Here is an 18,844-nt window from a genome sequence, read left to right on the forward strand (position 1 = left end):
TGCTTTCTCCTTCGCTCAAGTTAAGGTGTTGATCATGGCGAAGCGCCGTTCGTCGGCGAAGTTGCTGCGGACTCACGCATAGCCTGACTGCGAACCTTGATTGTGATCGCAATCAATACTAGGTGTCAGGCTGTCGACTGTCAAGCAGGATTGCGAGAATCGTGCGCGCACGCCGTTGTCGCAATGGCTGCAACGCTCCGGAATACGCTGCCGAAGCCGACGCGAGCGTCCGGGATAGGCCGCGAACTGGTGCGCGGCGCGGAGATAGTGTTTGGGTCTTGTCCGAGAGGTTGCGCATCCGCATGTCTTCGATCATGCGCTGGCACAGCGGGCTGACGGCAGGCGTCGCGACTGGCATGGCTGTGTTCCTGTTGAGAACCGAGGCGAATTGCCTCGGTTCTCAACATCGGAAACAGCAATGGCGGTTCAGTCACTTTGCGCTTGGCCGGAGGGTTATCCTGCGTGCGCTGAACTCTCGGTAATCGCACGGTGGCTTGGTCGCGAATCGGTGGAAACCACGCTGGTCTGCCTGGACCCCTTTGCGACAACCTTGCTTTCCCAGTACGACACCGGACAAGCAAAGTTACTGAACCCAGCTAGACACGCGACGTCAGGAGTCTGATCCCGGCAATCCCGAATACTACGGCCAGGCATCCTTCGAGTGCGCGACGGGTCCGCACGTACATCCGGCGAACCGAGTCCATCGAAAACAGTACGGCATAACCGCCGAACACCAGACATCCGATGGCCGCACAGCCTGCAATTACAGCACTATGGGAAGATCCCGTGCTGTTCGACGATAGCGCAACAATGGAAACCCACACGAGGATGGCTTTCGGATTGGTGAGATGGAGCATCGCTCCGCGGGCGTAGACACTCGTCAATGTCTGTGTTCGTTCCAGCTTCATTTCGGATGCAGCTGCTGTCGCAAGGGCATTGCGTCCGGCTTTGAAGGCGAGCCACAAGAGATATAGACCACCAAGAATCTTGACTGCAATGATGAATTGGGAATAGGCGGTCAGGGCAGCCGACATGCCTAGTGTTGCCACCATCGCCCAAAACATCGACCCCGAGATGACACCGAGTGCGAACATCAACGCCGCTTTCCGGCCATGATTGGCTGCTATGGACATAATGGCAAGGTTGCTCGGCCCGGGACTCGCGGTGCCAACGAAATACGCCGCATAGGCAAGCAGCAGGTTTGTCGAGATGTAGGTGTTTCCAGTCATGTTTGGAGTCCAGAAAAGGTCGATGCCACTACCGGCGCCTGACGGGTCATGTGGGCACTCAAGCGTAAGTCTGAGTGCCCGGCAAAGAGCGCACCCATACTCGGGCGCTCGACGCTAGCGGCTTGGGCAAACCGTAGAAAGGAGGCCAGAAGCTCCGCAGCTCCGTTACGTGCGCAGCGGTCTCAGACCCGCCCGAACCTCTTCCGCAAACAATTTCGGCTGCTCCCACGCCGCAAAATGACCGCCTTTTTCGGGCCTGTTGTAGTAAATGAGATTGTGATACGCCTGCTCCGACCAACTCCGCGGGGCCTGATAGTTCTCACCAGGAAAGGCGCTCACGGCAGCCGGGACGGAAGCGTCGGCGGCGGCATAGAAGTTGAAGTGAGATTCCCAATAGAAGCGAGCCGCGGAAATTCCTGTATTCGTCAACCAGTAAAGCGTGATGTCGTCGAGCACGTCGTCTCGTGTCAGGTCGCCTGCAGAGTGTCCGTTGATCGTGCGCCCGAACACGGCTGAGGTCAGTGCCGCTGCTGGCTGGGTATAACCGTCCGGGTGATCCAGCAGCCAGCTTGCCAATGCAACGGGTGAGTCCGCCAGTCCGTAGAGGGTTTGCGGACGCGTGCCCTGTTCCAATGCGTAGGCGCGTCGCTTGGATAAATTGCTAAGTTGCTCGTATGCGTGCTTTTCCTCATCAGAGAGGCCGGACGGCGGAGGATTGCCGGCTTGGAGCGCCTTTGCAATCTCGGAGGGAACAGTCGCCGGGAAGTTGATGTGAATGCCCAGCAATTCGGGCGGAGCCTGCTTGGCCATCACGTTCGCGACAATCCCGCCGAGATCGCCCCCCTGCGCGGCAAATTTCGCGTATCCAACGCGCTTCATCAACAGGACCCAGGCACGTGCGGTGCGCTCCGGACCCCAGCCGGTCTCGGTCGGCTTGCCCGAAAATCCGTAGCCGGGCAACGACGGAATCACCAGATGGAAAGCATCCGACGCGCTCGCGCCGTAAGCAGTGGGATTGACGAGCGGATCGATAATCTTGAACTGCTCGATGACCGAGCCGGGCCAGCCATGCGTGACGATAAGCGGCATCGCATTTTCGTGCTTCGAACGAACGTGGATGAAATGAATGTCCAGCCCATCGATCTCGGTCACGAAGTTCGGCAGCGCGTTCAGTTTTGCCTCGCATTTGCGCCAGTCGTAGTCGGTCGCCCAATGGCGCGCGAGTTCCTGGATCGTCGCGAGCGGCACGCCTTGCGAATCGTCGCTGACCGTTTCCGCGTCAGGCCATCTCGTTGCCTTGATGCGTCTGCGCAAGTCGACAAGTTGTGATTCGGGAACGTGCACACGCAATGGACGGATAGCGGTCTTGTCACCGCCCGTCGCCTTGGCGACTTCAGTGATCGACGGATTCGCTTCTGCGAACGCCAGTCGGCTCAATGAGCCCGCGGCAACGGTCGCCGCTGCTACGCCAAGGAAACGACGGCGTGACGGAGTTTGGAGAGGGTTGTTGTCTGACATAAGATTCTCGATTGGCGACGACAGAAGGCGACGACAGAAGGCGACGACAGAAATAGGAAGGCGTTAAGCGCGTTAAGCGGGGGCATCGCCACGAGTGAATTCGCCGGCGTGGAGCTTCACAAAGTCGTACATGCTCGTCGGCGCTTTGCCGGTGAGCTTGAACAGGTCGTCTGTCATGCGGTCGTATCGTCCCTGCGCATGCAGTTCGGCCATCACGGCGAGATGATCGACGAGATGGGCCGGCACGCCTGCCTCCCGGAGCTTATCGGCCCACGCTGAAAGCGGCACATCGCGATAGCGGATCGTGCGGCCGAGTGCGTCGGAAAAGGCACGCGCATAGTGTTCGAGATCGGCCGACTCATATCCGGTCAGGTTATAGACACGGCCGATGTGCGGCGCCGGATCGTCGAGGATAACGGATACGGCGTGCGCCACATCGGCAGCCGAGATCGGTGAGGTTCGGCTGCCGCCCAGCGGCAACACCAGTTCGTCGCGTTCGCGCACACCAGCATCGGCGAGACGCAGAAAGAAGCCTTCGAGGAAGACCGTCGGTCGCACCGTGACGACGGGCAGCCCCGACCATGAGAGTACCTGCTCGGCAAGCCAGTGGAGCTTGTGCTGAGGGCTGCCGGTGGTCTCCGTGACGCTCATCTGCGTGACCGTCATCTGCGACATGTTGACGAAGGCTTCGACGCCGTGGTGGCGCGCCACCGCTGCGATATTGACCGTGGCCTCCAGATAGGCCGCCGAGATCGACATGCCGAAATAGATGCGCGAGCAGCCTTCGATCGCGCGATGCATCGAAGCAAGATCGGTCAGATCGCCGACCATGACTTCGGCGCCGAGCCGACGCAGGGCTTCAGCGCGTTCATCCTCGCGTCGAACCAGGGCACGCACCTTGTGCCCCTTGGCGAGGAGCATTTCGGTGACGTGCCGACCGATGCCACCGATAGCGCCGGCTGCTCCGGTGACGAGGATCGGGCGATCATGTGTAGTTTGATTAGTCATTTCGTTTACCAATTCGTTGGGTTCAAATAAATCTGGACGAGGCGGCTGCGCGTAACCTGTATGCTCAGGCTACCGTGGCGTGCAGATCGTCCGGGCCCGGTTCGACGGTCGTCTTGGCGTGCGCGGCGCGTTCGTGAATGTGCGCGGTGGGCGTGCGGTCGATCAGGAGACTGAGCAGCTCTGGCCGGTTGTAGTGTCCGGCCGAGTCCATCAAGGCCTTGCGTCGGTCGATCAACGAGAAATCAAGATCGGCGATGACCTCGCCCTCACCGGAGCGGAGAGGTTCGCCCAGCAGCATGCCGTCCGGTGTCACGATGGTGGTCAGGCAACCGCCCGAGATCGGACCGATCGCGCAGCCCGTGTCCTTCATGATCTGCGCCTGCTGGTCGGCGTCCAGCCAGGCCGTTGCGTTCACGACGAAGCAGCCGGACTCCAGTGCATGCTGGCGGATATTGATTTCCATTCTTTGGGCAAACCCTTCGCCGAAGGCAGACCCCGGATACATGGCCGAATGGATCTGCTCGCCGTCCGCAATCATCGCGTAGCGCGCGAGCGGGTTGTTGTGCTCAAAGCATGCGAGTTGGCCAATGCGGCCGACCTTGCTGTCGACGGCGCGCAGCCCCGACCCATCGCCCTGGCCCCAGATCATGCGTTCGAAATGCGTGGGCGTGATCTTGCGGCGGCGCTGGATCAAGGTGCCGTCCGCGTCGAAGAGCAGTTGCGTGTTGTAGATGGTGCCGCCGTCACGCTCATTCACGCCGATGGACACCACCATGCTCGCCTTGCGGGCCGCCTCGCCGATTGCGTCGGTGGTGGGGGAGGGCACCGTCACGGACTGTTCAAGCAGCCTCAGCTGCTCAGTTCCGGACAGAAGCTGAATGCCGGACTGGACCGCGGAAAAATACGGGTAGTAAGGCACTACGGTCTCTGGAAACGTGGCGAACTGCACCCCCTTCTCACCAAGCTCGTGGATCTTCTGCACGACTTTCTCGACGGTTGCCTCACGGCTGTAGAGGACAGGGCTGATCTGGACTGCGGCGGCTTTGACGACTTTCATTGCAAACTCCTTGACTGATAAAGATGGGCACTCAGGCGCCCCTGGTGGTATTGCATATGCAACTTTGAGAATGGAAAAAATCAGCTCGTGCGCCGCGGCAACTCGCCCGCGATGCCTATTAGCGCGTCGGCCCCAGCCTCTCCCAGCTGGGCTCTCGCTTTTGTCTGCGCAGTCGACCATGCGGATGCGGCGCTGCCGAGCAATGCTTTGCCTTGTTCCGTGAGCGAAAGGGGGCGACTGCGGCCATCGCCTCCGGGGAAGCCTTCGGCGACCCACCCCTGCGAGATCAGGGGTTGCAAAATCCTTGTAAGCGTCGACCGGTCATGATGGTTCTTGCGACCGAGATCCGAACGGCTGAGTGGTTCATGCTCCACGATAAGCACGAGCAGGCTGAACTGAGGGGCGTTGATGCCGAACGGCCGTAACGCGTCGTCATAAATCGCGGTCAAGACCCGCGAAATCTGCCGCGTACGCGTCAGCAGGCAGTGCCGCGCGATCTCGCTGCTCACGTCATTACCTGCGTTGTGCTGAATGTCTAACGTCATGCTCGGCTCATGTTGCATATGCAATACATCGAAGGACAAATTCCAGACTGCCAGCGACTCATCTGGTTTGCGCGAGCGTGATCGAGGTATCTCCCGCTGCATTCACGGCGTCGGCTTCCGGTCCGGTCAGATAGAGTTCACGGAACCGCTCGTCAACCCGCTCCCACATCAATTTCGAAAACAGCAGCGCGGCATTCAGCGGACGATGGTTGATCACCACGGAGTCAACGTCACCCTGTTCGTTCAGGTGCGCCACGAGTAGCGTCTCGATCGGCATGCCCTGAATCTGCGCGCGGTAGGACTCCATGTATAGTCCGTTGCCTGTCTCGCCCTTGTAGCCGTGATGCTGGAACTCGTAGAGCGAGACCGCGTGCCTGATCACCGACAGGATGTCGGCCCGCCCTTCGACCGGACGCTTCAGGACGGTCGCCTCAAGCGTCGCATTTTCGGCTAGCCTGATCAGCCAGAACGGCGGGCTGCCGGCAGGAGCCAGGACTGGCGCCGTATCGTTGAATTTCATGTTGGGTACTCCATCGATGGTATGAACGTTGTCAGCGAACACAGGCCCCGCTCAACAAATCGCGAGGAACGCGGCTACGACCTGGCAATGCCAGCGCTGGCGGCATCTACAGCGGCGCCAAGTGCGATTCGTGCCTGCTCGCGCCTTCGCCGCGCGAGTCGCTCCGCGCCGACATGCCGTTCAGATTCACCGGCCAGAAGTGCATGAATGTCAGGCAGCGTGTAAATGGCGCCACGACTCCCCCAGGTACCGTCCGGAATCTCCGTCGGGAAAACCCAGACGCGCGCTGCGACCTCTTCGAACGGTCGGTTTTCGGCGCGGGCTACCGCTTCTGTGACTGCCTTAACCAACGCTCTACGTGACTCGTCTGTGTATTGCCCTTCAGGCGCCGAAGGAATGATCCGGTAGCGCGCTGCCTTCGAGCGTTCCCCGCCGACGAATACCGCGGCCGGTCGATGGAGATGAAGCACGGTGACGCCCTGCGCAATCGGATTGCCCGGGTCATAGCCTTCCGCTTTGATCAGGATGTCAGTCAGTTCTCCAACCAGGCGTGCTTCCGCTTCAGGCGTCAAGGCATCGTCCGGCCACAGCGCGTCGATCATCGGCATGGTCACAGTCCTTCGTCATGTGTTTCGGTTTGGCGATCATCGCGCTTTACGGGAGAGTCTGGAAGTGGCAGTATTGCCATCATTCGAGGAATATCGGACAAATACGCAAATGGGGCAAATGATCACGATCCGGATCTGGGTGTATGACGGAATTCTGGCATCCGGCGTCGCGGGAACCATCGACGTCCTCAACGCAGCCAATCACCTGAGTGCGCGGGAAGGCATGCAGAGGCCCAACCCTTTACCCATGTTCGCGTGGCGCGTGGAATCGCTTGACGGGCAACCGGTCAGGGCTGCTTCGGGCCAAAGCATTGCGGTGGACGGCAAAATCGATCCACGCAAGCCTGCAGACGCCGTTGTGATTACGGCCCCGTTTTTTTCCAACATGGATGAGTTCATCGGCCGCCGGGAGCAGTTGAACGCGCTGTCTTCGGCGCTACGGAGCCAACGCAAGGCGGGAGCCGTGCTGGCCGCATACTGCACCGGCAACTATCTGCTTGCCGAGGCGGGATTGCTCGACGGCCGGGTCGCCACGACACACTGGGCCAAAGCGGCTGACTTCGCCCGACGCTATCCGCGTGTCGAACTTCGAGCCCACGAAGTCCTGACCGGGCAGGATGGCATTATCTCGGGCGGTTCAGTGACATCGTATTTCAACCTCGCCGTGCGGTTGGTCGAAATATTCGCCGGTGAGAAACTTGCCGCGATGACCGCCAAGTCGCTATTGATCGACATGAACCGGACTTCCCAAGCTTCTTACGCCAAGCTTCTCGACGACCACGGACATGCGGATCCGCTCGTCGCGCAAGCTCAACAGCGCATGGAGGCGTCAATTCATCAGGGGTTTCGACTGAGTGAACTCGCCGCGGGCCTCGCTGTCAGCGAGCGGACGCTTAACCGACGTTTCAAGCAGGCGCTAGGCCTTGCGCCATTGGCGTATCTGCAGAATCTGCGCATCGAAGTGGCCAAACAATTGCTGGAATCAAGACCTATCGGCCTCGATATTGTCAGCCAGCGCGTCGGCTATGGAGACCTCAGCACATTTCGGCAACTGTTCAAGCGCAAGACCGGACTCTCGCCGAGCGAATATCAAATGCGATTTGCGCGCGCCGCTGTCGCGGACGAGATAGAACGCGAGTCGCATGGCATAGTTGATTGACAATCCGGAAAACCGCCGAGGCGGAATGCTCCCGGATGGCCACTGTTCTCCACGTCCCCTGGTCAAAGAAAGAAACGCTTCCCTACCGCCGATGATACGACTCGATCCTTGAATCGTGTTGCCAGTGCGCCCATTGCCCGCCAACCGGTGCAATGCGCGGGGGCGATCAGACTGAGATTGAACTGTTCCAGCGCTTCGACAGTGTCTGGAATGATGCTTTCTGTTGCACCTGACAAATGGAAGCCGCCTAGTACGCCGTAGATCGGGACGTCAGGGAAGCGATTGCGGGCATGAGTCAATACGTTGATGAGACCTGCGTGCGAACAGGCTGTAAAAACAAACAAACCCTTGTTGGCGATATGCACGGCAACGAATCGTTCATCCACGAGGAGTTCGTCCAACGCCCATTCGCCGTCAGGGCCAAGCCTGTGCTGGCCAGGCATACCCCGCTCGAAGCTTGTCACGCGCGGGATTTCACCGCTAACGTAGAATGATTTCGACAGAACCGACTGTTCAACTCTCGTAATAATCAGTTCTGCACCGTTACCGGCAAGCACCTGCTGGCTTGGAATATCCTCCATCGGCATCATGCGGCCCTGCGGATTCCTGACCGCTCGCGATGCGAACATTTCTGGATGCATATAGGTTGGGACAGGCTTTCCACCGTTTGCCAAAGTTATCATCTGCAGTGCCCGTGGCATCGCTGCTGCATGATCCCAATGTCCATGTGAAAGCACCATCGCGCCGACCTGGCCGAGGTCGAGTCCGAGCCTGCCGATGTTACGTTCGAATACCCACTCATCAGGCCCCGTATCAAACAGAAGCGAGTGCGACGTGTCGCCAATTCTGGCTGTAATCAGGCAAGACAAGCCGTGAGCGGCGCAACAAAGACATTTTCCGCCAAGCGATTTCATCCCGCGCCGCCAGGCCCCGGCAACCTCTGTTTCCACATACGTCGGATTCGATGAAAGGATATCGGTAACGTTATCGACTATGACCGTAATCTCCAGGCTGTCGATCGGCTCAATCATATCCGCCTCCTTGGCGCCGCTGTTTCCCAGTGGATTCCAGGCTCAGGAGTTTGTCGTTGCTGCTTGCTACCTGACGCCGACTACCCTTGAACTCCGAATTGATTTCGATTTCGGTACCCGGCACCTTGCGTGGCGAACAGTCGCCGCAAGAGCCATTATCTGATCAGTCCCGCAGTAAACCTTCCGCCAAAAGTGCTTCCCGGACTTGCGGGCGACCAGCCACGCGTTGCTGAAACGCAGTGATGGCGGGCAGCCGCGATAAGTCCAGTCCAACGTGTCTTGCCCAATTTGTTACCGTGAAAAGATAGGCGTCGGCTGCCGAGAATTGCTCTCCCAGCAACCATGGCCGGGGCGTCAGGGATCGCTCCAGGAATGCATAATATTTGAAGAGTATTTCCCGCTTTTCGCTGCGGATCAGTTCTGGTGTCGCGGGATTGAAGAGCGGGGAGTAACTCGTGTGCAAATCAGAATTAATGAAACCAAGCCATTCCTGCAGACGGTACCGCGCCATCGTCCCATGGCGAGGAACGAGATCGCGTTCTGGCTTCAAGTCCGCGAGGAACTGCATGATTGCAGGACCCTCCGTAAGAAAGATCCCGTCGTCCAGTGCGAGCACTGGCACGTTTCCCTTTGGATTGATTGTGAGAAAGTCGATTTCGCCTTGCGTGCGCTTCGACGAAATGTCCACCTTTTCGAGTTCAATTGCGATACCGACTTCGCGTGCGACGATATGTGACGCAAGCGAGCATGCTCCCGGCGAGTAATAGAGCTTCATGTTTGATTCTGATCCTGACAAGGATTTAAAACAATTGCGCTACGATCGATCCCACCTTGATCGTCACGGCGCATCTGATGGTGACGGGCCATAGGACGCCATGAGCAGTCCGCGCCGATATCATCCGGTAACCTCCAGGTTACCAAACCACAGCGGCGGGATAGTCTGCCCGCGTTGCCTGCCTCTCCAGGAAAACCGGCGGCGCAGCAGCCCGGTAAGCTATAGCGCTTTCTACTGGGGGGGAGGCGGATTCAAAAGCTTACTCAACGGCTTCAGTGGGCCTATTGGGAGGAGCGAGAATGTCATTAAGTGCGCTTTCCCCAAGGGAAGTGCCTCAAGCATTTCATGCGCTTGATTGACATCCGTAACGTTCAGGATGAACGCCACCCCAGCCCGGTCTTGCAGTGAATACCACTGGTCAATCTTGCCCTCGAGGTAGAGCTGCGCCGTCTCGCGAACTTCGGTCGGAAGAATGTGTTGGACAAGTTGCATGTCCGTGCCCGGCGGAAAGGTGCCAATCGCCAATATCTTCGTGGTTGGCGTGGTTGGCATCGGGGTGATTTGCGCCATGGAGACTCCAGCAGAAGCGACCAGCACAGAGGCTGTTGTCAAATTAAGAAGAAGGCGTTTCATCCAACGTCCAGCACCGACATGTCGGCGGAGATTCCGGTCAGTTGGGCAAGATCGGCGGTGGCAGCAAGCCCACGCGTGTGAAAGTGGTCGAGGGCCCCCGGTTGCCGTGGTGTGTGCGGCTGATCCTCCGGCCCAAGGACCGTGAGTGCGATCTTCAGCCGATCGGTCAGGCCGGTCGCGCGATAGTGTTCGCGTACGCCATCAAGTGCATCAGTCATTGCAAAATCCTCACTTGTGAATTGCTGGTGCCAAGGTACCATCGATTTTCGTGAGCGACTATTCATCACAATGTTGATAAGCTATGAAGCAGAACTTCACAGTCAGACAGGGCGCGCTCGACGGCGTGGAGGTGTTCCTGAGCGTCGCCCAGCATCGCAGTTTTCGCAAGGCAGCCGCGGAGCTCGGCGTGACGCCGTCGGCTATCAGCCAGACGGTGCGTATACTCGAAGCGCGCATTGGCGCAGCGCTCTTCATACGCACCACGCGCAGTGTCGGCTTGACCGAAGCCGGCGAACGATTTCTTGCGCGCGCAAAACCTGCCTTCGAGGAACTGGTCGCCGCCAGTGAAGTTGCGCGTGGACTCGGCCAGCGGCCAGCCGGATTGCTGCGTCTCTCGGTGCCGCGCGCGGTAATCCCGATTCTGCTGGAGCTGATCGCACCCTTCTGCAAGGCTTATCCCGAGGTCGAGGTGGAGCTTGCTGCGAGCAAGGAGGTGATCGACCTTGCGGCCGAAGGATTCGATGCCGCTGTCCGGCAGGGACACCTCGTTGCTCCCGATATGGTCGCGGTGCCAATGACGCCACCATTTCGTCTCATCGTCGTCGGCAGCCCCGCCTACTTCGCGGAGCGCGGCCGGCCCAGACACCCGAACGACCTGCGCCAACATGCATGCTTGCGATGGCGGCGATCCAACGGCGCCCTCGCGCTATGGTCATTCAACGACAACGACCAAACGATCGAGATCGCCGTATCCGGCCCCCTCATCGCCAGTGACTTTCCCACCACGCTTGGCGCGGCGATGGAAGGCCTGGGCCTTGCCCAGTTGCCGGAGCCCCTGGCAGCTGTTGGGTTGAGATCGGGAAAACTGGTACAGGTGCTGGAGGCGTACGCGCCGGTGAGACCGGGGGTGTTTCTCTGCTATCCAGGCCACCGGCAGATCATGCCGAAGTTGCGCGCGTTCATCGATCATGTGAAGAGCCGCACGGCAGGCGATGGCAAGGTCCGGGTACAAGCTGACGCGAAGCGCGCCGGCTCGCGAAAATGAGGCTGATAGTCTGCGTGAATTCCATGCATGGGACCGCGTTCGACTCGTCCCTGCGTAGGGCAGGGGTGTCCCGCTTCTCCAAGACCCGCGAAGTTAGCACGCTTCGACACCGGCTATTCGTAAGCGCGGCTGAATACTGAATGTAGCTGGGGCTAGTTTCTGTTTTGAGTGCGCAGGCTTACCGTTCGTTCACACGCAAGTCGCAAGCGTGTGGTAGCCGGCGGCTCTACCGCCAAAAGGAACCCAGTGAGCCTTCTCTCTTTCCGTGCCCCCGGCCTCCTCGCCCATACAGCGTCGCTCAGGAAGCCGGCCCGGGACCCCGTGCCTGTCGTCGCCGAGAATGTCGCGCTGCAGGCTTCGATCCCACGCAGTCCTCGCAAATCCGCACATGGTACGTGTGGCAGCTGGTGTACGAAGGACAGGTTCGTTTCCCTTCCTGTCTTACTCCACCCACCATGCGTCCGTGCCATGTTCAGACGTCTGTTGCCCCCCATTTTCTTCCTTGCCGTAATGGCCGTCGCCGCGGCGCCAGCCGTTGCGGCCTATCCCGACAAGCCGATCCGCCTGATCGTGCCGTCGGCTCCCGGCGGTGCTCCGGACGCGTTAATGCGGGCCCTCGGTCCACAGCTGGCACAGCAATTGGGCGTGCCCATCGTGATCGACAACAAGCCCGGTGGCTCCTACGTGATCGGCACCATGGACCTGGTGAAGTCCGCGCCTGACGGCTATACGCTGGCCTACGGCAATATCGTCTCCCTAGCGACCAACAAGTCGCTGCTGCCCTCGGTACCGTACGACGTCGAGAAGGACCTGACGCTGATCGCGAACACGCTGCGCCTGTCCAACATGATGATCGTCAACAACAGCGTGCCCGTCAGGACCGTTCCCGAACTGATCGCCTATGCGAAAAAGAATCCGGGCAAGCTGGCCTTCGGATCGGATGGCAACGGCACCACGGCGCACCTGGGCGTCGAACTCTTCAAGGCGATGACCGGCGTCAACATGCTGCATGTGCCCTACCGCGCGGCGACCTCGGCCATCACGGACCTGATCGGCGGTGGCATCCAGCTCATGATGATCAACACGCCGGTTTCCGCTCCGATGGCCCGGACGGGCAAGGTGCGGGCGCTTGGCATCTCATCGGCGCAGCGCTCGGCTGCGTATCCGGACGTTCCCACGATTGCCGAATCCGGCGTGCCCGGATTCGAGGTGTCGGCGTGGGGCGGAATCATCGGCCCGGCCCACATGCCCAAAGATATCGTCACCCGCCTCAACCGCGAGATCCGCATCGCGCTGGAGAGCCCCGCGGTGCGAGAGCGATTCAAGTTGCTGGGGGCGGAAATCGCGCCTAGCACGCCCGATGAATTCCTGGATCTCTCCCGCCGCGAGACGGTCAAGTGGGCCAAGATCGTGAAGTTCTCAGGCGCCAAGATCGATTGAAGGAAATTCCCATGAGTCCCTGGAAAGCTGCCCAACCTGGCGACCCCGTCGTTGCCATCGACACACCCGCGCTCGTGCTCGACCTGGATGCGTTCGAGCGCAATCTGAAGCGCATGGCTGATGCATTGCGCGGCCGCAATGTGCGCCTGCGAGCCCACGCCAAGAGCCATAAGTGCCCGGAGATCGCCTTGCGGCAGGTCGCGATGGGCGCGGTGGGCATCTGCTGCCAGAAGGTCAGCGAGGCAGCCGTGTTCGTGGAAGCGGGCATTGGCGACATTCTGGTCACCAACCAGATGATCGGCGACGCCAAGCTGCGCCGCCTGGCTCTGCTCGCACGCAAGGCGCGTATCGGCGTGCTGGCCGATCATCCGCAGCAGGTGCGGGCGCTGGCCGCCGCCGCGCAGGCGCATGCCGTCACTCTCGACGTCTATGTCGAGGTCAACGTCGGCGCCGACCGCTGCGGTGTGGCGCCGGGTGACGAGGCAGCGCAGCTGGCCCGGCAGATTACAGGCAGCGCGGGACTGCGCTTCGCCGGGCTGCAGTGCTACCACGGACCCGCCCAGCATTTGCGCTCGCCGCAGCAACGCACCGCGGCTATCAAAGAGGCGATCGAGGCGGCGCGCATGACGCGCGACGCCATCGAGGCCTGCGGTATCGCTGTCGAGCGTGTCACGGGCGCCGGCACCGGCACTTTCTTGCATGAACGCGACAGTGGCGTCTTCAACGAGCTCCAGGCGGGCTCCTATATATTCCTGGACCGCGACTACGGCGACAACGAACGCGGCGAGGGCGATGTGCCCTTCGAGCACGCATTGTTCGTGCGCACGACCGTCATGAGCCGGGCGACTCCGCAGCGCGCGATCGTGGATGCCGGCCTGAAGGCGTCGAGCGTGGATTCGGGCATGCCCGCCGTCTGGCAGCGGCCCGACCTGCGCTATGTGAAGGCCGCCGACGAACATGGCGTCTTGGCCACCGGCGATGCGGCCGCAGTGTCGCTGGGCGAAGCGCTGATGCTGGTGCCGGGCCACTGTGACCCGACCGTCAATCTCTACGATGAATTGGTGTGCGTGCGCGGCGACAGAGTGGAGGCCCTTTGGCCGGTTGCCGCGCGCGGCGCGCTGTTGTGAGCGCCGGTGCGCCACGAAAATTTCTTTAAGAGACCCCATGGACGAAAAATTTGATCTGCTGATCCGCAACGCGAGCATCGTGGATGGCACGGGTGCGCCGCGTTACGCGGGTGACATCGGCATCCGCGGCGAGCGCATCGCCCGCATCGGCGATTTGAGGAGCGCGCGCGGCGAGTTGGAGATCGACCTCAAAGGCCGCATCGCGGCGCCGGGCTTCATCGACGCCCACACACACGACGACCGTCTAATGCTGTCCAGCCCCGACATGGCGCCCAAGGTCAGCCAGGGCATCACCACGGTAATCGCGGGCAACTGCGGCATCTCACTCGCGCCGATGCCACGGCCGATCCCGCAGCCGGTCACGCCGCCACTGAACCTGCTCGACGAGAAGGGCGACTGGTTCGCTTTCCCCACATTTGCCTCCTACATCGCGGAGCTGCGCGGCAAGCCCGCGGCCACCAACTGCGCCTTGCTGGTAGGTCACACCACGCTGCGCGTAGCGACCGTGGATGATCTGGAGCAGCCGGCATCGCGGGCGCAGATCGAGCGGATGCGCAGCCTGGTGTACGAAGCGCTGGAAGCCGGCGCCATCGGTGTCTCGACCGGCCTGTTCTACGAGCCCTCGATCGCGGCACCGACCGAGGAGGTGATCGACGTCTGCGGCCCGCTTAAGGCATTTGGCGGCGTGTACTGCACCCACATGCGTGATGAAGCGGACCGAGTGCTCGATTCGCTGGAGGAAACCTTCCGCATTGGCCGCGAGGTCGGCGTGCCGGTGGTGATCTCGCACCTCAAGGTGGTCGGCGAAAAGAACAAGGGCCGGTCGCAGGAAGCGCTGTCCTTCATTGAGCGGAACATGGCGACTCAGCCGATCTGCATCGACTGCTATCCCTACACCGCCGGCTCCACGGTCCTCTCGGCCGACCGCGCGGCCAGTTCGTCTCGCGTCATCGTGAGCTGGTCGAAGGCGCTCCCGGAATTCGCCGGGCAGGATCTAGACGCCATCGCCCGCAAGCTGGGCGTGGACCAGGACGAAGCGATCCGCCGCCTAAGCCCCGCGGGCGGGATTTACTTTCGGCTGGACGAAGCCGACGTGCAGCGCATCCTGAAGCACGACGAAGTCATGATCGGCTCGGACGGCCTGCCGCACGACGCATCTCCGCATCCCCGTCTGTGGGGGAGTTTCCCCCGCGTGCTGGGCCACTACGGCCGCAGCCTTGGCTTGTTCCCCCTGGAGACTGCCGTGCGCAAGATGACCGGTCTCACCGCGAAGAATTTCGGCCTGAAGGACCGTGGCGTGCTCAAGGAAGGCGCGTTCGCCGACCTGGCCCTGTTCGACGCCGACACCATCGACGCGGCTGCCACCTACGAGGCGCCGATAGCTCCGGCGCACGGTATCGATACGGTCATCGTCAACGGCGCCCTCGTCTGGCAAGGCGGGCGGTCGACGGGCGCGAGGCCAGGGCGCGTGCTGGCGCGCGAGCCGCAGGATGCGCAGAGCTGACCTGCCAATGGTGGAACAACCGGAAACGCCCGCGCATACGAGGAGCACGGCTGCGGCAGCACGGCCGAGTGCTAACGCGGGAGTCGACGATGCGGGGGGGACGGGCGTAACATTCGGGCCATGCCACATGACATCAACGACTTGCGCTTTTTTGTCACCATCACCGAGAGCGGCTCCCTGGCGGAGACGGCGCGCCGGCTGGACGTGACACCTTCGGCAGTATCGCAGCGGCTACAGCAGCTGGAGTTGAACCTCGGCACTCAGCTGGCCCACCGCAGCACACGGCGCTTCAGCCTGACCGAGGAGGGCGAGTTGTTCCATGCCGGCGCCGTCGCGCTGCTGGCGGACCTGGATGCCCTAGTCGACACGGTGCGCGAGCGCTCGGGTGAGGTGGCTGGCACGCTGCATGTCTGCGGCCCGCTCGGCTTCGGCCGGCACTACCTGGCGGGGGCCATCGCTGACTTCCACACACAGCATCCCAAGCTGATGGTGTCGTTGACGCTCAGCGACGTCGTGTCCGCGGCAGAGGCCAATCGGTTCGACCTGATCGTCCATATCGGCAGCCTGCCGGATTCGAGCATGGTCGCCTACCCGATCGCCCCGAACTCGCGGCTGCTCTGCGCATCCCCGCGCTATCTCGCGCGCCGCCCCGCGCCGCATGAACCCAAGGACCTGGCGCGACACGACTGCATCGTGCTGCGCGAGAACCACGAGGACGTGACCCTTTGGCGCTTTCGCAAGCTGCGCACGGAAGCCGCCGTGCGCGTGCCTGCGATCCTGAGCACCAACGACGGCGAGGTCGCCCGGCAATGGGCGCTCGAGGGCAAGGGCGTGATCTTGCGGTCGGAATGGGACGTGGCCGAAAGCCTGGCCTCCGGCCGCCTTGTGCGTCTGCTGCCCGACTGGGTCTTGCCGGATGCGGACGTTGTGGCGCTGATCGCGAGCCGCGCGCGCTTGTCGGCGCGGGTCAAGCTGTTCCTCTCCTTCCTGCAGTCACGCTTCAAGCCCCAGCCGCCGTGGCGGGAGAGCGCGCCACGGCGGGGGCTAAGATCAGGTCTTCCCTCAAGAGGATAATGAGCCACCTGCAAAGTGCTCATGTCCGTCGGACCGGCGCGCGAGTCAGTCAGAAGCGGCCAACCGGCCATCCGGTAGACGCCGGGTTCCCGTCTTCACCGAACGACGGTGAAGGACGAAAAAATGCAGTCCAGCTCGACTTCAATTTTCCTTACGCGCCGGCGGAGGTCCGAGGATCGGCCATTGAATGATAGCGAGCGGCCATCCATGCGGAGGCAGTCGATCATCGCTTCCTCGCCAGGCAACCGTCAGTGCGCGAGCGCGCCCCTAAATGGCGGCATTTGAATTGCTGAGCTGAGCCCGAATCGCGGCCAGTTTGACGTACAGCGTGCTCCTCGAAATTCCCAGCGCTCGGGCGGCCATAGACATATTTCCCTGGGCATTCGCAATCGCATCGAGTATCGCTTGTCTCTCCATTTCCTCAAGGCGACCGCATGAAACAGGGATTGACGTTGAGGTGGATATGGCAAAAGAGCCCTGGGCCATCTGTGCGATGGTCGGGGGTAGTAGAGAGGTATCGATGATGTCGCCGTCGCCGAGCGCGAACATAACCTCGAAGACATTCTGCAGTTCACGTATGTTGCCCGGCCAGCGATAGCCCAGAAGCGCCTGGCGCACGGCGGGTTCGAGCCGCTTGGGCGCACAGCCATACTTGTGTGCCAGTTTGCTGTTGAGATGCTCGATGATTGCCTCGATATCGCCAGGTCGGTCGCGTAGTGCCGGTAGTTGCAGGCTGACCACGCATAGCCGGTGGTACAGGTCTTCGCGGAAGCGCCCGGCGGCGATCTCTTTCTGCAGATCACGGTTAGTGGCTGCGATCACGCGTACCGTAACGCGCCGCTCGCGGGTATCGCCCAGGCGGACCACGATGCCATCCTGCAGCACGCGCAACAGGTGGGGCTGCATGTCGAGTGGCATCTCGCCGATCTCATCCAGGAACAGCGTACCGCCGTCGGCCTGCTCAAACTTACCCGGAAGGCCACCACGACGGGCTCCGGTAAAGGCGCCATCGGTATAGCCAAAGAGCTCGCTAGCCAACAGCTCACGGGTGAAAGCGCCGCAATTGACGGCAATGAAGGGCCCCTCGGCGCGGCTACCCGCCCGATGCAGCGCGCGGGCAAAGAGTTCCTTCCCTGCTCCAGTCTCGCCCAAGAGCAGTACAGGCAGATCGAGAGGGGCGATACGGCGAGCGCGTGCCTTGGTTGCCTGCAAAACCTCGCTTTCGCCGATGATTTCGCCAAATGCATCTTTACCTGCGGGCGTTGTATTGGCCGTGGGCAGCAATACCGCGGTTCGATTCTGGCGCACCCCGAGCGGAATCACCAGCACCGTACCCAGCATACCGTCATGGTCCTTCACGGGGTGCAGCCATTCGGGGCGCAGCCATTCCAGGCGTTGGCAGGACCGATCGATCTCGGACAGTGCGAGGTTGAGTCCTGGCACCTGGCCGCCAACTTCCGAGGGCAGCCGCACGTCATAGCGCTCCCGCGCCGCCTGCGCATTGCCGTTAGTGCGAACAATGCGCCCACGGCTGTCGACGAGCACAACGTAGTCGCTGGCGTAACGGATGAAATGATCGATGGCTCGGGTCAGCAGCCGCTCGTGGAGCGCAACGTCGCGGCGGGCCAGTTCGCTCTCGATCTGCCTGGCGGCAGTCACCACCAGGCCCAGGGTGTGGCCATGGAAGGTTTCCTTGACGCCAGAAACGTCCACCACGCCCAGCAGGGTGCGACTAAAGGGATCAAGAATGGGAGCCGCGGCACAGGTCCAGCGCTTGACGTCCAGGCAGAAATGCTCGTCGGCATGGATCTGAACCGGAGCGGCGGTGGCGATCGCGGTGCCGATGGCATTGGTGCCGATGACATCCTCATTCCAGCAGCCACCGGTGGCCAGGTTGATCCCCTCGCCAACGCTGCGGGCCCTGGTCTCGCCATTGAGGTGGAGAACGGTGCCGCCCGGGTCGCAGAGCATGATGAGGGTTCCGCATTCCCGCAGGATATCGCGCAGGCTCTCGAGTGCCGGACGCGCGGCATCGCAGAGTTCCCGGTTCTGGCGCTGCAACTGGCGGACACGTTCGGCGGCAGCCCCCGGTGCGGAGTGCCTGGCAGGGTCAACGGCCTCAGAACGGCACCGCTGCCACGATGCCAGGACGACGCTGCGCACACCTGCCACTTCCAGGGGCTGGTCCTGCACAAAATGCTCCCAGGCGGAGGCCACGATGGGTTCGTCGCCGATGCGGGGGATCAGGGTGCCGCAACGAGAAAACGGCATGGGACGATCGCTCTCAATTGACTAGAGTAACCGTATCCGCGTGCCATCACCAAGTCAATCAATCTCTTTTCAAATCAATAA

At 61.4% G+C, this 18,844-nt stretch carries 18 protein-coding genes; 6 read left to right on the forward strand and 12 right to left on the reverse strand.

Features of this window, described 5'->3' with window-relative positions; translation table 11 throughout:
- Positions 1-596: 596 nt before the first annotated feature.
- The 7 genes from AC1DQ3_RS14110 to AC1DQ3_RS14140 all read right to left on the reverse strand — a co-directional run bounded on the left by AC1DQ3_RS14110 (position 597) and on the right by AC1DQ3_RS14140 (position 6,485).
- Positions 597-1,229: a LysE family translocator gene (locus AC1DQ3_RS14110; protein ID WP_477120806.1), complete on the reverse strand. Its 633-nt coding sequence runs from the start codon at positions 1,227-1,229 to the stop codon at positions 597-599.
- Positions 1,230-1,394: 165 nt separating this feature from the next.
- Positions 1,395-2,747, reverse strand: a complete 1,353-nt coding sequence (locus tag AC1DQ3_RS14115; protein ID WP_477120807.1) for an epoxide hydrolase family protein — start codon at positions 2,745-2,747, stop codon at positions 1,395-1,397.
- Between the two features lie 72 nt (positions 2,748-2,819).
- On the reverse strand, positions 2,820-3,755 hold the full coding sequence (locus AC1DQ3_RS14120; RefSeq protein ID WP_477120808.1) for an SDR family NAD(P)-dependent oxidoreductase: 936 nt from the start codon (positions 3,753-3,755) through the stop codon (positions 2,820-2,822).
- A gap of 64 nt (positions 3,756-3,819) precedes the next feature.
- Positions 3,820-4,812, reverse strand: coding sequence for a carbon-nitrogen hydrolase family protein (locus tag AC1DQ3_RS14125; protein ID WP_477120809.1), 993 nt, complete (start codon positions 4,810-4,812; stop codon positions 3,820-3,822).
- 80 nt (positions 4,813-4,892) lie between these two features.
- Entirely contained in the window at positions 4,893-5,357 is a 465-nt protein-coding gene (locus AC1DQ3_RS14130; protein WP_477120810.1) for a MarR family winged helix-turn-helix transcriptional regulator, read from the reverse strand.
- 58 nt (positions 5,358-5,415) lie between these two features.
- Entirely contained in the window at positions 5,416-5,877 is a 462-nt protein-coding gene (locus AC1DQ3_RS14135) for a hypothetical protein (protein WP_477120811.1), read from the reverse strand.
- A gap of 74 nt (positions 5,878-5,951) precedes the next feature.
- Positions 5,952-6,485, reverse strand: coding sequence for a tautomerase family protein (locus tag AC1DQ3_RS14140; protein WP_477120812.1), 534 nt, complete (start codon positions 6,483-6,485; stop codon positions 5,952-5,954).
- A gap of 118 nt (positions 6,486-6,603) precedes the next feature.
- Between AC1DQ3_RS14140 and AC1DQ3_RS14145 the strand changes: the two genes are divergently transcribed.
- Complete coding sequence (locus AC1DQ3_RS14145) at positions 6,604-7,644, forward strand: GlxA family transcriptional regulator (protein ID WP_477120868.1); 1,041 nt, start codon at positions 6,604-6,606, stop codon at positions 7,642-7,644.
- 62 nt (positions 7,645-7,706) lie between these two features.
- On the opposite strand, the gene AC1DQ3_RS14150 is transcribed toward AC1DQ3_RS14145, so the two are convergent.
- From AC1DQ3_RS14150 to AC1DQ3_RS14165, 4 genes are all read right to left on the reverse strand, one after another.
- On the reverse strand, positions 7,707-8,675 hold the full coding sequence (locus AC1DQ3_RS14150) for an MBL fold metallo-hydrolase (RefSeq protein WP_477120813.1): 969 nt from the start codon (positions 8,673-8,675) through the stop codon (positions 7,707-7,709).
- A gap of 163 nt (positions 8,676-8,838) precedes the next feature.
- Positions 8,839-9,450 carry a glutathione transferase GstA gene (gene gstA / locus AC1DQ3_RS14155; RefSeq protein WP_477120814.1) on the reverse strand — a complete coding sequence of 204 codons (612 nt, stop codon included), beginning with the start codon at positions 9,448-9,450 and terminating at the stop codon, positions 8,839-8,841.
- A gap of 231 nt (positions 9,451-9,681) precedes the next feature.
- Complete coding sequence (locus tag AC1DQ3_RS14160; protein WP_477120815.1) at positions 9,682-10,083, reverse strand: hypothetical protein; 402 nt, start codon at positions 10,081-10,083, stop codon at positions 9,682-9,684.
- On the reverse strand, positions 10,080-10,301 hold the full coding sequence (locus AC1DQ3_RS14165) for a hypothetical protein (RefSeq protein WP_477120816.1): 222 nt from the start codon (positions 10,299-10,301) through the stop codon (positions 10,080-10,082). Before AC1DQ3_RS14165 ends, AC1DQ3_RS14160 begins: the two co-directional genes overlap by 4 nt.
- Before the next feature lie 83 nt (positions 10,302-10,384).
- Between AC1DQ3_RS14165 and AC1DQ3_RS14170 the strand changes: the two genes are divergently transcribed.
- The 5 genes from AC1DQ3_RS14170 to AC1DQ3_RS14190 all read left to right on the forward strand — a co-directional run bounded on the left by AC1DQ3_RS14170 (position 10,385) and on the right by AC1DQ3_RS14190 (position 16,492).
- On the forward strand, positions 10,385-11,347 hold the full coding sequence (locus AC1DQ3_RS14170; RefSeq protein ID WP_477120817.1) for a LysR family transcriptional regulator: 963 nt from the start codon (positions 10,385-10,387) through the stop codon (positions 11,345-11,347).
- Positions 11,348-11,815: 468 nt separating this feature from the next.
- Positions 11,816-12,787, forward strand: a complete 972-nt coding sequence (locus AC1DQ3_RS14175) for a Bug family tripartite tricarboxylate transporter substrate binding protein (protein ID WP_477120818.1) — start codon at positions 11,816-11,818, stop codon at positions 12,785-12,787.
- Between the two features lie 11 nt (positions 12,788-12,798).
- Positions 12,799-13,914, forward strand: a complete 1,116-nt coding sequence (locus AC1DQ3_RS14180) for a DSD1 family PLP-dependent enzyme (RefSeq protein ID WP_477120819.1) — start codon at positions 12,799-12,801, stop codon at positions 13,912-13,914.
- 37 nt (positions 13,915-13,951) lie between these two features.
- Positions 13,952-15,418, forward strand: coding sequence for an N-acyl-D-amino-acid deacylase family protein (locus AC1DQ3_RS14185; RefSeq protein WP_477120820.1), 1,467 nt, complete (start codon positions 13,952-13,954; stop codon positions 15,416-15,418).
- A 120-nt stretch (positions 15,419-15,538) separates the two neighbouring features.
- On the forward strand, positions 15,539-16,492 hold the full coding sequence (locus AC1DQ3_RS14190; RefSeq protein ID WP_477120821.1) for a LysR family transcriptional regulator: 954 nt from the start codon (positions 15,539-15,541) through the stop codon (positions 16,490-16,492).
- Between the two features lie 267 nt (positions 16,493-16,759).
- Here AC1DQ3_RS14190 and AC1DQ3_RS14195 read toward each other — a convergent pair whose 3' ends face one another.
- Positions 16,760-18,763, reverse strand: coding sequence for a sigma-54-dependent Fis family transcriptional regulator (locus tag AC1DQ3_RS14195; protein ID WP_477120822.1), 2,004 nt, complete (start codon positions 18,761-18,763; stop codon positions 16,760-16,762).
- Positions 18,764-18,844 lie beyond the last annotated feature (81 nt).

The organism is Cupriavidus sp. 01T418 (genome assembly GCF_056398885.1).